The sequence below is a fragment of the Tropicimonas sp. genome (assembly GCF_047971885.1).
Lineage (GTDB): Bacteria > Pseudomonadota > Alphaproteobacteria > Rhodobacterales > Rhodobacteraceae > Tropicimonas.
On record NZ_JBKEAE010000023.1, the window covers coordinates 1 to 14090 of the forward strand.

The 14090-nt window shown below is 65.5% G+C and carries 13 protein-coding genes; 9 read left to right on the plus strand and 4 right to left on the minus strand.

What is annotated here, in order from left to right; all coding sequences use genetic code 11:
- Positions 1 to 486 precede the first annotated feature (486 nt).
- A complete protein-coding gene (locus tag ACK5IR_RS02575) occupies positions 487 to 1509 on the plus strand; it encodes an aspartate-semialdehyde dehydrogenase (RefSeq protein ID WP_416925599.1) in 1023 nt (340 codons plus the stop codon).
- 54 nt (positions 1510 to 1563) lie between these two features.
- On the opposite strand, the gene ACK5IR_RS02580 is transcribed toward ACK5IR_RS02575, so the two are convergent.
- Positions 1564 to 2247, minus strand: a complete 684-nt coding sequence (locus ACK5IR_RS02580) for a carbonic anhydrase (RefSeq protein WP_416925601.1) — start codon at positions 2245 to 2247, stop codon at positions 1564 to 1566.
- Positions 2248 to 2352: 105 nt separating this feature from the next.
- Here ACK5IR_RS02580 and ACK5IR_RS02585 point away from each other — a divergent pair, with 105 nt between their 5' ends.
- The 3 genes from ACK5IR_RS02585 (at position 2353) to ACK5IR_RS02595 (ending at position 5066) form a co-directional block, all read left to right on the plus strand.
- Entirely contained in the window at positions 2353 to 2769 is a 417-nt protein-coding gene (locus ACK5IR_RS02585) for a hypothetical protein (protein ID WP_416925603.1), read from the plus strand.
- Positions 2770 to 2838: 69 nt separating this feature from the next.
- Positions 2839 to 4230, plus strand: a complete 1392-nt coding sequence (locus ACK5IR_RS02590; protein ID WP_416925605.1) for a leucyl aminopeptidase family protein — start codon at positions 2839 to 2841, stop codon at positions 4228 to 4230.
- Positions 4227 to 5066: an NlpC/P60 family protein gene (locus tag ACK5IR_RS02595; RefSeq protein ID WP_416925608.1), complete on the plus strand. Its 840-nt coding sequence runs from the start codon at positions 4227 to 4229 to the stop codon at positions 5064 to 5066. The genes ACK5IR_RS02590 and ACK5IR_RS02595 overlap by 4 nt, the downstream gene beginning before the upstream one ends.
- Positions 5067 to 5075: 9 nt before the next feature.
- Here ACK5IR_RS02595 and ACK5IR_RS02600 read toward each other — a convergent pair whose 3' ends face one another.
- Positions 5076 to 5420, minus strand: a complete 345-nt coding sequence (locus tag ACK5IR_RS02600; RefSeq protein ID WP_416925610.1) for a DUF2794 domain-containing protein — start codon at positions 5418 to 5420, stop codon at positions 5076 to 5078.
- A gap of 115 nt (positions 5421 to 5535) precedes the next feature.
- Between ACK5IR_RS02600 and truB the strand changes: the two genes are divergently transcribed.
- The 3 genes from truB (at position 5536) to modA (ending at position 7834) form a co-directional block, all read left to right on the plus strand.
- Positions 5536 to 6447 (plus strand): tRNA pseudouridine(55) synthase TruB, encoded by a 912-nt coding sequence (gene truB, locus ACK5IR_RS02605; protein ID WP_416925612.1) that lies wholly within the window; start codon positions 5536 to 5538, stop codon positions 6445 to 6447.
- A gap of 153 nt (positions 6448 to 6600) precedes the next feature.
- The gene (locus tag ACK5IR_RS02610) at positions 6601 to 6981 is read left to right on the plus strand and encodes a winged helix-turn-helix domain-containing protein (protein ID WP_416925614.1); all 381 of its coding nucleotides are present in this window, start codon (positions 6601 to 6603) and stop codon (positions 6979 to 6981) included.
- Between the two features lie 64 nt (positions 6982 to 7045).
- Positions 7046 to 7834: a molybdate ABC transporter substrate-binding protein gene (modA, locus tag ACK5IR_RS02615; RefSeq protein ID WP_416925616.1), complete on the plus strand. Its 789-nt coding sequence runs from the start codon at positions 7046 to 7048 to the stop codon at positions 7832 to 7834.
- Positions 7835 to 7948: 114 nt separating this feature from the next.
- Here modA and ACK5IR_RS02620 read toward each other — a convergent pair whose 3' ends face one another.
- Both ACK5IR_RS02620 and ACK5IR_RS02625 read right to left on the minus strand, forming a co-directional pair.
- Positions 7949 to 9367, minus strand: a complete 1419-nt coding sequence (locus ACK5IR_RS02620; RefSeq protein WP_416925618.1) for an FAD-binding oxidoreductase — start codon at positions 9365 to 9367, stop codon at positions 7949 to 7951.
- Positions 9368 to 9427: 60 nt separating this feature from the next.
- Positions 9428 to 10261 (minus strand): MBL fold metallo-hydrolase, encoded by an 834-nt coding sequence (locus ACK5IR_RS02625; RefSeq protein WP_416925620.1) that lies wholly within the window; start codon positions 10259 to 10261, stop codon positions 9428 to 9430.
- A gap of 374 nt (positions 10262 to 10635) precedes the next feature.
- Between ACK5IR_RS02625 and ptsP the strand changes: the two genes are divergently transcribed.
- Entirely contained in the window at positions 10636 to 13104 is a 2469-nt protein-coding gene (ptsP, locus tag ACK5IR_RS02630; protein WP_416925622.1) for a phosphoenolpyruvate--protein phosphotransferase, read from the plus strand.
- A 15-nt stretch (positions 13105 to 13119) separates the two neighbouring features.
- Entirely contained in the window at positions 13120 to 14076 is a 957-nt protein-coding gene (gene pfkB / locus ACK5IR_RS02635) for a 1-phosphofructokinase (protein WP_416925624.1), read from the plus strand.
- Positions 14077 to 14090 lie beyond the last annotated feature (14 nt).

Here is a 14090-nt window from a genome sequence, read left to right on the forward strand (position 1 = left end):
GTCCAAACCAACCGTCTCTCAACCGCCAGTCCGTCCCAACAGCACACTCAGCGCCGCCGGTGGACGCCTATCTAAGGAACACCTCAAACCATCGCAAGCGGTTTCTTCAAAAAAGACGGGACGCGCCTCGGGAGTGACAATTTAGGTTATTATTATCAGTGCATTAGGGTTCAAAAAAAGTGTGCGGCAGTCCCCGAGGGCACGTTTTGCCGGCGCGGGCAAGCCGTTTGCGCAGATAGATCGAGACCGATGGCCGGCTCTCCGCAGGGTCATCCGCAGAATCCCGGCGTCCGGTTGCGTGATCGCGCGGGTCGGCAAGGGAAACCATATCGCAGGGTCCTCGAATGACTGATGCAGGTTGTCGATGCTCAGCGCACACTCTGCGACACTCCTGTCCGGCCTCCGGGGAGTCTCGCTTCCATAGGCGCTTTTCACGCGACGCGCGGCTTGATATGAGGCCGCGTCTTTAACCAAGGAGATCCTTCGATGGGTTACAGGGTCGTCGTTGCCGGCGCCACGGGGAACGTGGGCCGCGAAATGCTGAATATCCTGGCCGAGCGCCAGTTTCCGGTTGACGAGATCGCGGCGCTTGCCAGCCGCAAATCGCTCGGCACCGAAGTCAGCTTCGGCGACAAGACCCTCAAGACCAGGGACCTCGACACTTTCGATTTTACCGGATGGGACATCGCGCTATTCGCCGTCGGCTCCAGTGCGACCAAGGCCTACGCACCGAAGGCGGCCGCCGCTGGCTGCGTGGTGATCGATAACTCGTCGCTCTACCGCTACGAGCCCGACGTCCCGCTGATCGTGCCCGAGGTCAACCCCGACGCGATCGAGGGCTATTCCAGGCGCAACATTATCGCCAACCCCAACTGTTCGACCGCGCAGATGGTCGTGGCGCTCAAGCCGCTGCACGACCGGGCGCGACTCAGGCGGGTGGTCGTCAGCACCTATCCATCGGTGTCCGGCGCCGGCAAGGAAGCGATCGACGAGTTGTGGAACCAGACCAAGGGCATGTACGTGCCCGGTCAGGAAGTAGAGCCGCACAGGTTCACCAAGCAGATCGCCTTCAACGTGATTCCGCATATCGATGTCTTCCTCGACGACGGCTCGACCAAGGAGGAATGGAAGATGGTCGCCGAAACGAAGAAGATCGTCGATCCGGCGATCAGGGTCACGGCCACCTGCGTGCGGGTGCCGGTATTCGTCGGCCATTCCGAGGCCATCAACATCGAGTTCGAGGATTTCCTCGACGAGGACGAGGCACGCGACATCCTCCGAGAATCGCCCGGCATCATGGTTGTCGACAAGCGCGAGGACGGCGGATACGTCACGCCGGTCGAATCTGTCGGTGAATACGCAACCTATATCAGCCGCATCCGGCAGGATTCGACCATCGAGAACGGCCTGAACATCTGGTGCGTGTCGGACAACCTGCGCAAGGGTGCGGCGCTGAACGCCGTTCAGATCGCCGAACTCCTCGGCAACCGCGTTCTCAGGAAGGGCTGAGCATCCCGGATTCCGGTACGGCGGCGTATCCCGCCGTACCGTTCGCGGCCCGCCTCAGACCTGCACGAAGCACCGCTCGTCCGGCAGGAAGTGTTCCAGCCGGCCCTCGCCGATATCGAACCAGATACCGTGCAGCGACAGCCGCTCTGCCTCGACCTCCTCGCGCACAAAGGGAAACTCCCAGAGATTTTCCAGCGAGACGATAACCGATTCCTTTTCGAGCGCGCGGATACGTTCGCTTTCCGGCTCGATTCCCGCGACACGCTCGTAGCCGGGTCGCAGGATTTCCAGCCAGCGGCCGACGAAACTGCCCTTTTCCTGAAGTTCCGGCGCCTTCCCCGAACACATGCTGTCGCAACCGGCAATGCCGCCGCAATCGGAATGGCCGATAACGACGACATGCGCCACACGCAGGATCCGCACCGCATATTCCAGCGCCGCCGAGGTGCCGTGCGGGTCTCCGTCGGGCAGATAGGGCGGAACGAGGTTCGCAATGTTGCGGTGCAGGAAGATATCACCCGTCTCGGCACTGAAGATACCGTTCACGTCAACCCGGCTGTCGCAGCAGGCAATTGCCATGATACGCGGGTTCTGGCCGTCTTCGGCCAGGCGCCGGTACCAGATCCTGTTTTCGTTGTAATTGGTTGCGCGCCAGCCGTTGTACCGGACCGTCAGATAGGGCGGCAGCGGACCCGCATGGATCTCCCTGTCTCGCGACAGTTTGGCGTCATCCGTCATCTGGATACTCCCGGATTTGGTCCTCCTTCCCTAGGCGGGAATCCGGGAGAATTCGAGACCAAACTTCCCGCACCCTAACCCTTTGTTCAGGACCTTCGGTGCAGGATGCCGAACGCTCCGGGGGACGACAAGGGCGAGGTGGATGTGAAACGAATCTCGATGCTGCTACACGAGGAACCGGTCGGGCTCGACCGGACGCCGCTCGAAACGCTGCACCGCCAACTGGGGCGGGCGGGCGCCGAAAACGTCACCTGCCGGACGCTCGAGGACCTGTCCGAGCGTCTTGCCGACCTCAGGCCCTTTGCCGGAGGCTGCCGGACAGATACCGAGCGGCTGGCGCGCGGTCTTGCCGGCGTTGCCGAGCAGATCGGCCTGACCATGCTGGCCCGGGTTGCCGGCGATGTTGCCTGTTGCGCGAATCGCGGCGATTTCGCGGCACTTTCCGCCACGCTCGCGCGGCTCGAACGGATCGGCGACCGCTCGCTGTCCGCCATCTGGGACCTTCAGGACCTCAGCGTCTGATTGCCCTTGCGGGCGGGACACAGGGCGATAGGGTTCGGCAAACCCCGACCCGAGCCCGCAGGTAGCCCGATGCCCACCTCCCCTGTCCTATCCTTTGCCGATTCCGGCACGCCTTCGACGCCGCTCCATATCGTCACGCAGGAGGATCTGGAGCACTGGCTCGGCAGCCAGCCGGAGACCGTCGCGGGCTGGCTCGGCCGGCTGGGGTTTTCCGGCGCGATAGGGCAAGGGTTTCTGGCACCAACGAGCGATGGCGCGATCGCCGTTGTCGGCTACGGCACACGGCAGCAGCGCGCGCGCGGGCGCTTCCATCTCGCCGCCGGCGCGGCAAGGGTTCCCGATGGCTGCTATCACATCGTCTCTTCGCTGCCACAGGACGAACTTGCCGCCGAAGCCCTCGGCTGGCTGCTTCTCGGCTACAGCTACCACCGGTTCAAGCCGGGCAAGCCACGGGCGCTCGGCCTGAAGGCGCCTGCCGGGCTCGATCCGGATCCCGTGCTCGCCATGGCGCGGGGCGAGGTTCTGACGCGCGACCTGATCAATACGCCGGCAAATCACATGGGACCGGCGGAACTGGAAGCAGCCATGCGCGCGGTTGCCCAGGACTTCGGCGCGACGGTCGCGGCGACAACGGGCGACGCGCTTCTTGCCGCCGACCTGCCGCTGATCCATGCGGTCGGTCGTGCCTCTGATCGCGCACCGCGCCTGATCGACCTGCGCTGGGGGGGCACGGGGCCACGGCTGACACTGGTCGGCAAGGGGGTCTGCTTCGATACCGGCGGGCTGAACCTGAAACCCGCGTCCTCCATGGGGCTGATGAAAAAGGACATGGGGGGGGCTGCCACGGTTCTCGGACTGGCGCAGATGATCATGTCGCTGGACATGCCTGTCCGGCTGCGGGTGCTTGTGCCCGCGGTCGAGAACAGCGTGGCCGGCAACGCCTTCCGTCCACAGGATGTTCTGGCCTCGCGCAAGGGGCTGACGGTCGAGGTCAACAACACCGATGCCGAGGGGCGGCTGGTGCTCGCCGATGCGCTGGCGCTGGCGGTCGAGGAGGACCCCGATATCCTGATCTCGATGGCGACGCTCACCGGCGCCGCCCGGGTTGCGGTCGGGCCCGACATCGCCCCGTTCTTCACCAGCGACGAGGCGCTGGCCGCGGCGCTGGCGCAAGCTGCCGCCGCCACCGCCGATCCGGTCTGGCGCCTGCCCTTTCACGCCCCTTATGAATCGTTGATCGAACCGGCAGTCGCCGATCTGGACAATGCCCCCAAGGGTGGCATGGCCGGCGCGATCACCGCCGCGCTGTTCCTGCGCCGCTTCGCCGAAGGCGCCCGCAGCTATACCCATTTCGACATCTACGGCTGGCAGCCGACAGCCGCACCGGCCCGGCCGGTTGGCGGTGTCGGACAGGGCGCGCGCGCCCTGCTGCGGGCCCTGTCCGGAGTTCTGAACCTGTGACCGACCGCCGCCTGACCCCCGCCAACGCCCGCGTCGCCGCTGCGGAACTGGCGGGAAAGATCGCGGCGCCCCGCTATGTAAAGGGAACGTGGCATCGCCTGCGGCGGCCCGTCACCGACCTTCTGGGCAGCCCGAACGGTCCGCGCGACCGCCAGATTCTGTGGGGCCAGAGGGTCCGCGCGTTCGAAATCTGCGACGGCCACGCCTTCGTGCAGTCAGACCTCGACGGATATGTCGGCTATCTGGATGCGGAGGCGCTCAGCCCCGACGCGAGGGCAACCCACCGGGTGAGCGCCCCCTCGACCCATCGCTACCCGCAACCGTCTCTCAAGGCGCGCGAGCTTGGCTGGCTCAGTTTCGGCTCCCAACTGACCGTTGCCGGGCAATCGGGCAGCTACGCCGAATGCGACGACGGGAGCTTCGTGCCGGTACGGCATATCGCACCCGTCGATTCGCCGATGCGCGATCCGGTGGCCGTGGCCGAGACGTTCCTCGGCACGCCCTATCTCTGGGGCGGAAATTCGCGGCTCGGTATCGATTGTTCGGGGCTCGTGCAGGCGGCGCTTGTCGCCTGCGGCATCCCCTGCCCCGGCGACAGCGATCTGCAACGTGCGGCACTGGGCGCACCTGTCGCCGCCGGCACACCGCCCCGGCGCGGCGATCTGATGTTCTGGAAAGGACATGTCGCGCTGGTGGCGGACCGCAAGCGGCTGATACACGCCAATGCGCACCACATGGCGGTGTCTTTCGAAGATATCGCCAGCGCCCTGCCCCGGATCGCGGCCGATCCGACGGCGGGGCCGCTTATCGCGCACAGGCGCCTCGATCCGGACTGATCCGGCGGGCTATTCAACGACGCGAATCAGCTTTCGCTCCAGCACCCGCAGCACCGCCTTCAGGTCATGGCCGCGCTTGAGGATCTGACCGTCCATTCCCACCACCGCATACATGCCCTGCCTGAGCCGCAGGCGTGGCCGTTTCTCGATCCGGTAAAGCGGGGTTTCGGCGGTGCGGCGGAAGATGGAAAAGACCGCCAGTTCACGCAGGCACGATATCCCGTAATCGCGCCATTCGCCGGCGGCGACCATCCGGCCGTAGAGCCCCAGGATCATACTCAGTTCCGCCCGATCGAACGCCACCTGCTGCGGCAGGTGGCCACTTGTTATTGGGATGGGACACTCCTGATTCATGCCGCGACTCTGTTGTGCCCGGACCGGCAAATCAAGCCCCCGTCGCAGGGGCGGGCATTGACCTGCCTGTCGCCGCACGCTAACCCGCCGCCCTCACAGGACAGGGAAACCAGGCATGGCACGCAGGCGAAAGGGTCGCGATATCTCGGGCTGGGTCATCGTCGACAAACCCGCCGGCCCAGGCTCGACCGCCGTGGTCAACAAGGTCCGCTGGGCGTTCGACGCGCGAAAGGCCGGGCACGCCGGCACGCTCGACCCCGGCGCGACGGGCCTTCTGGCCATCGCCCTGGGCGAGGCGACCAAGACGATCCCCTATGTCACCGACGCGCTCAAGGCCTACCGCTTCACTATCCGGCTCGGACAGGCCACCAACACCGACGACGCCGAAGGCGAGGTCATCGCCGAAAGCCCGCTGCGCCCCGCGGATGCGACGATCGCGGCGGCGCTGCCGGCATTTACCGGCGACATCATGCAGGTGCCGCCAAGATTCTCGGCGGTAAAGATCGACGGCGAACGCGCCTATGCGCTGGCCCGCGACGACGAGGATTTCGAGATCGTCGCCCGTCCGCTCCATGTCGACAGTCTCGATCTGGTCGGCAGGCCCGACACGGACCACGCAGCGCTCGAAATGATCTGCGGCAAGGGCGGCTACGTCCGCTCGATAGCGCGCGACCTGGGCGGGATGCTTGGCTGCCATGCCCATGTCACCGAGCTGCGCCGTCTCTGGTCCGGCCCCTTCGACACCGAAGGCGCGCTGGACTGGACGACGCTCGAATCGCTCGCACGCACGCCGGACCTCGACCGCTACCTGCGACCGCTGGAGGAGGGCCTTGCCGATCTGCCCGCCCTGCCCTGCACCGCCGAGGCAGCGATGCGCCTGCGCAACGGCAACCCGGCCATGGTGCTCTCGGCCGAGGATGTCGAGTACGGCGATACCGCCTGGGCAATCTCTCGGGGGCGGGCGGTTGCCATCGGAATCTATCGCGCCGGAGAACTCCATCCGATGCGCGTGCTGGTACAGGACTGACACGGGATCGGCCGGGTAGGGCCCCAATAGGCCCGGAACAAAGACGGCTTCGATATGTTTTGCGAGAAATAGTCCGACGATGCCCACAATTCACCTTGTGGTCGCGCCAATGATTATCCTTGCGTTGTCAATGCTCTCGCGGCAGAAAAAACCATGAGTGAACCATCCAGTCTGAACGATACAACGCGCCTCCGGATACGTGTGGTTTTCGATGACGATGCGATGCTGGGGCCGGGCAAGGCCGACCTTCTGGAACGCATCCGCGAAACCGGATCGATTGCAGCGGCCGGGCGCACAATGTCGATGAGCTACAAGCGGGCATGGTCGCTTGTCGAGGAAATGAACGCCGTTTTTCGCGATCCGCTGGTGGTATCGACCCGGGGTGGACGCAAGGGTGGCGGCGCACGCCTGACGGAATCGGGCGAAGCCATTCTGACCCACTACCGGAAACTCGAGGAAATCGCCGCCGAAGCGGGGGCTGCGCGGATAGGTCTCATCAAATCCATGCTGAAGGATATTCCCGAAGGAAAATAACGCTTGATCGGGCGCTTCCACGCAGCGATATGTTCTGAAAACCATATCAACGCGGAGAATCCTCATGACAACCGGTAGCTCAACCGTTGCGCGCGCTGGCGTTGCGGCCTTTGCCCTGAGCCTGATGCAGCTCGCCCCAACGATGGCCGGCGCCGATGAAGTGACCGTCTTTGCCGCCGCAAGCCTGACCAATGCGATGGCGGAGATCGAGGAACGGTTCGAGGCGGAAACGGGCCATGATCTGACCGTCTCGCTGGCCGGATCCTCGGCACTGGCACGGCAGATCCAGCAGGGAGCGCCGGCGGATATCTTCATCTCGGCCAATCCCGGCTGGATGGACGAACTGGAGAATGGCGGGTTGCTGGAGCCGGATTCGCGCTTCGATCTTCTGAACAACTCCATCGTGCTGATTGCCCATGGAACCGATGCCGCGCCGGTCGAGATAGGGCCCGAAACGGATCTGGCGGGGCTTCTCGGGGACGGACGGCTGGCCATGGCGCTGGTTGATGCCGTGCCGGCCGGCATCTACGGCAAGGCGTCGCTCGAAAGCCTGGGGCTGTGGGAGGACGTGGAGCCGCAGGTTGCCCAGGCCGACAACGTGCGCGCCGCGCTGGCTTTTGTCGCCACGGGCGAGGCTCCGTTTGGCATCGTCTACGCCACCGACGCCGCCGCGGACGACAATGTGACAATCGTCGGAACCTTCCCGGCCGACAGTCATCCGCCGATCATCTACCCGGCGGCCGACCTCGCCAACCGCGACTCCGAGGCGGAGAATGCGTTCGTCGACTATCTGCGCGGCCCCGTGGCACGCGCGGCGTTCGAGCGTCAGGGCTTCATCGTTCTCGACCAGTAATCGCATGGCGATGCGCGGCGGCCCTGCCGGACGCGGATTGCGCCACCGCCATCAAATCCCTTGCCAACCCGGGGAAGGGCTACCGGGCCCTTCCCTTTCTAGATTCGTCGCCGGCTATGCGGTTAGGCCCAGTACGGCACCCGGGTTCATGATGCCCTGCGGGTCCAGTGCTGCCTTGATCGCCCGCATTGCCGCCAGCCGCGCCGGATCGCCGTAGCGTTCGAGTTCGGCAACCTTGAGCCGCCCGATACCATGCTCGGCGCTGATCGAGCCATCGAATTCGTCCACCAGATCATAGACGGCGCGCGAGGCTGCGGCGCGCAGCGGGTCGTAGTCGCGCCGGCCACGTCCGGCGGCCGGAAACAGGTTGTAATGCAGATTGCCGTCACCCAGGTGACCGAAGCAGTTGATGCGAAAATCGCCCAGCCGCGCCAGCGCTTCCCCGGCTTTCACGATGAAATCGGGGATGGCGGATATCGGCACCGATATGTCGTGCGACGCGACCGCCCCGATGCGCCGGTTCGCTTCGGGAATCGATTCGCGCAGGTGCCAGAAGGCCAGCCGCTGCGCCTCGCTCCGGGCGATTACCCCGTCCTGCACCAGACCGGCCTCCGCCGCTTCGGCGAACAGCCCTTCCAGTTCGTCCGACGGCTGCCGCTCGCCCGACAGGCCCAGCCCGATCAGCACCACCCAATCGGGATGTGGAACGAACGGTTGACGGATTTCGGGCATCGTGCCGGCCAGAAAATCCAGCCCCGTCCCGCCGATCAGTTCGAAGGCCGAAACGCCCTCGCCCATCCGCCGCTGCGCCATCTCGAGCAGCCGCAGCGCCGCCGCCGGGCTTTCGACAACCATGAACGCCGCCCCCCTGATCCATGGGCGCGGGTAGAGCCTGAGGCTGGCCGCCGTGATCACGCCCAGCGTTCCCTCGGCGCCGATCAGAAGGTTGCGCAGATCGTAGCCGGTGTTGTCCTTTCGCAACCGTTTCAGCCCGCGCAGGACCGATCCGTCGGGCAGAACCGCCTCGAGCCCGAGGCAAAGCTCGCGCGCATTGCCGTAACGCAGCACATTGACCCCGCCGGCATTGACCGACAGCAGACCGCCGATCTGCGCCGAACCTTCCGAGGCGAGCGACAGCGGAAACATGCGTTCGGCATCGCGCGCCGCCTGCTGGACATCGGCAAGAACGACACCCGCCTCGGCGACAAGCACGTTTTCCTCCCGATAGACGGCGCGGACGCGCCTCATCCGTTCGAGCGACAGCAGCACCGGCCGCGGCAGGGCCTCGGAAATCTGCCCGCCGACCAGCCCCGTCCCACCGCCAAAGGGGATAACGCCGGCGCCAAAGGCGTTGGCGGCACGAACAACCGCCGCTACCTCCTCCACCGTCGCCGGCGCGACAAGCAATGCGTCGCAGCCGCGAAACCGGCCGCGCGGTTCTTCCAGGTAATGTGGCGCAAGCGGCCGAAATGCCGCCGCCGGAACCTGCGCGCGCAGCGCGGCCTCCATTTCATCGGTAACGGGGTTCAGCATCCACGGGACCTCCCGCGCCGATCAAGCACGCGCACAGACCGGGCGCAAGGCGCAGCGGTCTCAGTCGCCGTCGTCGGACCAGAGATAGGCCCGTTGCAGCACGACGATCGTCGGCCGCGATGGCAGGGTGCGGAGCGAAACCTCGATCGACCCTTCGCTGCGCCTTTCGATCAGGAACTCCTCCTCCATGCCGGACAGGAACGCCGCCAGCGAGGTGGTGGAAAAGTAGTGCATCGGCAACACCAGCGACGACTGGAAGGTCTGCAACACGCGAATCATCGCCGGCAGGGGCAGCGTCATACCGCCGTCTATGGGGGCCATCACCACGTCGAGCCGCCCTATCGCCGCGTATTGTTCGGGCGTCGGTTCGTGGTGCAGGTGCCCCAGATGCCCGAGGCAAAGCCCCGCCACCTCGAAGATGAAGATCGAATTGCCATCGCGTTCGGCACCGCCACCGAAGCGCGAGCGGATATCGGTGGTGACGTTCCGCACCAGCATTTCGCCCAGATCGAGGTGATGCGCCGCCGGCGCGTCGAACTCCCCCCATCCCTCCAGCACATGCAAAATCGCCGGATCGGGATTGGCGGTCCAGTGCGAGGAATGCGCGTGGTTCATCGTCACGACATCCGGAACCAGCACCCCGCCGCCCGGATGGCCGTTGTAGTCGGTCACAACATCCAGTCCGCCCGGCGTCTGGATCAGGTACATCGAATGGTCGATGTAGCTCAGACGGACGGTATCGGAAGGCACCGGATCGCTCAGCGCGGCCCTCCAGATCACTTCCAGCCCCGGTGTGTTCTCGACCAGCGCGATGCAATGGCTTGGTCGCCGTTCCTGAGCCGATGACGCGCCGGCAAGCAGCAGCACGATCGGAATTGCCCACAGAGGTTTCATCCCGCCCCCTTTCGAATCCCTGGCGAACCCGCGTCTCCCCTCCGGCATGTTTCCATGATTCTGCCGGATAACCGCATGACTTTTCTGTCAGCACCGTTCTGTCAGCGCCGTGCGCTGCCAATCGGTGCATGGCCGGGTCCGGTTGGCGAAGTGGACGAAACACCCGTGCGACGACCTGCTGCGACAGGCTGTCGCTGCCAGTTCCGCCCACCCCAACACATTGACTGCAATGTGTTTTGTCCGCAACCCCGACTCGCGCGGCGCGCGGGAACCACAACGCGATACACTTTTGAGTTGATTGCGGATTGCATGATAGCTAGGAGCGTAATACGACTTAATAAATAAGTCTGATTTATAAACGGGTGGAGGAGAAGATGCTGCAACTCGACGCGTCAGAGGTGCAAATCGGGGCGACCGCAAGGAACAAGGCCGAGGCGATCGAGAAGGTCGGCGCCCTTCTTGTCCGGACGGGGCATATCGAGCCGGGCTACATCGACAGCATGAAGGCCCGGGAAAAGGTGGCCAATACCTTTCTGGGCAACGGCATTGCCATCCCGCATGGCATCCCCAAAGACCGCGACCTGATCCTTCGGACAGGCGTTGCCGTTCTCCAGGTGCCTGGTGGCGTGGAGTGGAACCCCGGCGACATCGTTCACCTTGTCGTCGGAATCGCGGCAAAGTCTGACGAACACCTCCAGGTCCTGACCAACCTGACGGACGTTCTGGGCGACGAGACCGAGGCGGCGCGCCTCGCCCGCACAACCGACCCCGCCGATATCGCGCGCAGGCTCTCGGGCGGGGGCGTGGCGACAAAACCCGAGGAAGCAGCCGCCCCCGAAGACCTCGATCACTGGTTCGACGCGGTGATAGTGGGCCCTCACGGGCTGCACGCCCGCCCGGCCACGGCGCTTGTCGAGTTGTCCAAGGGGTTCGCGTCGGACATCCGCGTGCGTAACGGCGCCCGGGTCGGTGACGCCAAAAGCCTGATATCCCTGCTGAAGCTGGGCGTCGAAGGCGGCGCAACCATTCGCGTGATGGCCGATGGCCCCGACGCCATCGAAGCGCTCGCCGCGATCAAGGCCGCCATCGACGCGGGGCTGGAGGACGAGGAGGACGCCGCAGCCGATGCCGCCCCGATCATTCCGGGCCATACGGCCATCGACTATCAGGGGCGCACCGCGGCGGGCATCTCGGCAAGCCCGGGCATCGCGCTCGGCCCGATCCGCCAGTTCGTTCGCGCCCGGATCGTCGTCGAGGCGACAGCCCGCGATCAGGCGGCCGAATCGAAGAAGCTCGACAAGGCCTTCGCCACTGCACGGGCCGAGCTTTCGCAACTGCATGACGAGGTGATGAACCGCTCGGGCGCGGGAAAGGCGGCCATCTTCCGGGCGCAGGCCGAATTCCTCGACGATCCGGAAATGCTCAGGGAAGCCGGCGCACTGATCCGCGCCGGCCGTTCCGCAGGCTGGGCCTGGCAGAACACCTACGAGGAGCACGCCGGCACGCTCGCCTCGATGAACGATCCGGTGCTGTCAGCGCGCGCGCTCGATCTGCGCGATGTCGGCCGGCGGGTGCTCAGGCAACTCGCCGATACGGTAGAGGACGATCCGCAACTGCCGGACTCGCCCGTCATCCTTCTGGCCGATGACCTTACGCCGTCGGATACGGCCGGGCTCGATCCCAAATTCGTGCTCGGCCTGTGCACCGCATCGGGCGGGCCGACATCCCATACCGCGATCATCGCCCGCAGCCTCGATATTCCGGCAATCGTCTCGGCGGGCGACTCGGTGCTTGACCTAGCCGACGACACCTACGCGATCCTTGACGGAAATGGCGGAGTGCTCGTGGTCGACCCAACCGATGCCGACCGCGAGGCGGCCAGAAGGGCACTGGTCGATCACGAGGCGCAACGCGATGCCGAACGACTCGCCCGCTATCAGCCCGCCATCACCACCGACGACGTACGGATCGAGGTCGTCGGCAACATCGGCGGCGTCGACGAGGCCGAGGCGGCCGTCGAGGCCGGTGGCGAAGGCGTCGGTCTGCTACGCACCGAGTTCCAGTTCCTTCAGCGCGACACGCCCCCGACCGAAGACGAGCAGTTCGGCGCATTGAGCGCCATGACGCAGGCGATGAACGGGTTGCCGATCATCGTCCGCACGCTCGATATCGGCGGCGACAAGGAGGTTCCCTATCTCAGGCTGCCGCATGAGACCAACCCTTTCCTCGGGGTACGCGGCATCCGGCTCTGTCTCGCGCGGGAGGATCTGTTCCGGCCACAGCTTCGCGCGATCTTCCGCGCCGCCGCAACCGGCCCGATCCGGATCATGTACCCCATGGTCGCGACGATCGAGGAACTGCGCAGGGCGAAGGAGATCACCGAAACGGTCCGGCAGGAGCTTGGCGCCGATCCGGTCGAGATCGGGATGATGATGGAAATCCCCTCTGCCGTGATGATGGCGCCGGAATTTGCCAGAGAGGTCGATTTCTTCTCGATCGGTACCAACGATCTGACCCAGTACACGCTGGCGATGGACCGGATGCACCCGCAACTGGCCAAACAGGCCGACGGGCTGCACCCCGCCGTGCTGCGGTTGATCGACCGGCTCGTCCGGGCGGCCGACGACGCCGGCATCTGGGTCGGGGCCTGCGGCGGCATCGCGGGCGATCCGCTGGGGGTCGCCATCCTGACCGGGCTCGGGCTCAAGGAGCTTTCGGTCTCGATCCCCTCGATCGCCGCCGTCAAGGCGCAGGTGCGGGCAATGTCGATGGCCGATGCAAAGCGGCTGGCCGGGCGCGCGCTTGCCTGTGCCACCGCAAGCGAAGTCCGGGCGCTGGTCTGATCGGGAGGAGCGAACATGTCAGATTTTCCACAGATTGCCACGGTCACGCTCAACGCGGCGCTCGACCAGACGGCGCAGGTTGCCAATTTCCGCGCCGGTGAGGTCAACCGCGTCGAATCCGACCAGTCGGATGCGGGCGGCAAGGGGGTAAACGTCGCCTCGTTTCTTGCCCAGTTCGGCCATCCGGTCGCCGCGACCGGGCTGCTTGGCCAGTCGAACGTCCAGCCGTTCGAAAAGCTGTTCGGGGACAAGGGGATCATCGACCGCTTCGTCAAGGTTCCCGGCCAGACCCGGGTCAACGTCAAGATCGTCGATCCGCAGCAGAACAGCGTCACCGACATCAACTTTCCCGGCCTGCGCGCCGGAAACCGCGATGTCGAAGCGGTATCCGCCGCCATCGACGGCCTTGCCGCCGACGGTGTCGAACGGTTCGTTCTGGCCGGCAGTCTGCCCCGGGGCATGTCGACCGATATCTACCGGCTGCTGATCGAACGGCTCAAGGCCAGAGGCAGGTCGGTCATCCTCGATACCTCCGGCATACCGCTCGACCGGGCGCTGGCCGCCGGGCCGGATGTCATCAAGCCCAACATCGACGAATTGCAGGAACTGACCAGGACAGAACTGCACGGCCATACCGGAATCGTGGCGGCCGCCCGCAGCCTTTCGGCCGGCCGCATCGGGCTTGTGGTGGTATCGATGGGCGCGCGCGGCGCGCTGTTCGTCACCTCAGACAGGGCCATTCTGGCCGTTCCGCCCAAGGCTGTCGTCAAAAGCACCGTCGGCGCGGGCGATGCCATGGTGGCCGGCATCGCGCACGGGCAGATGACGGGGCTGTCGCTGCCCGAAACCGCACGGATCGCCACCGGATTTTCGCTCGGCGCGCTGGGGCAGATCGGCCCCTACCTGCCGCCGCGCGCCGAGATCGAGGCCTTCGCCGCGCAGGTGACAATCACCGAACTCAACGCGAAATAGGACAGAGAGGGAGA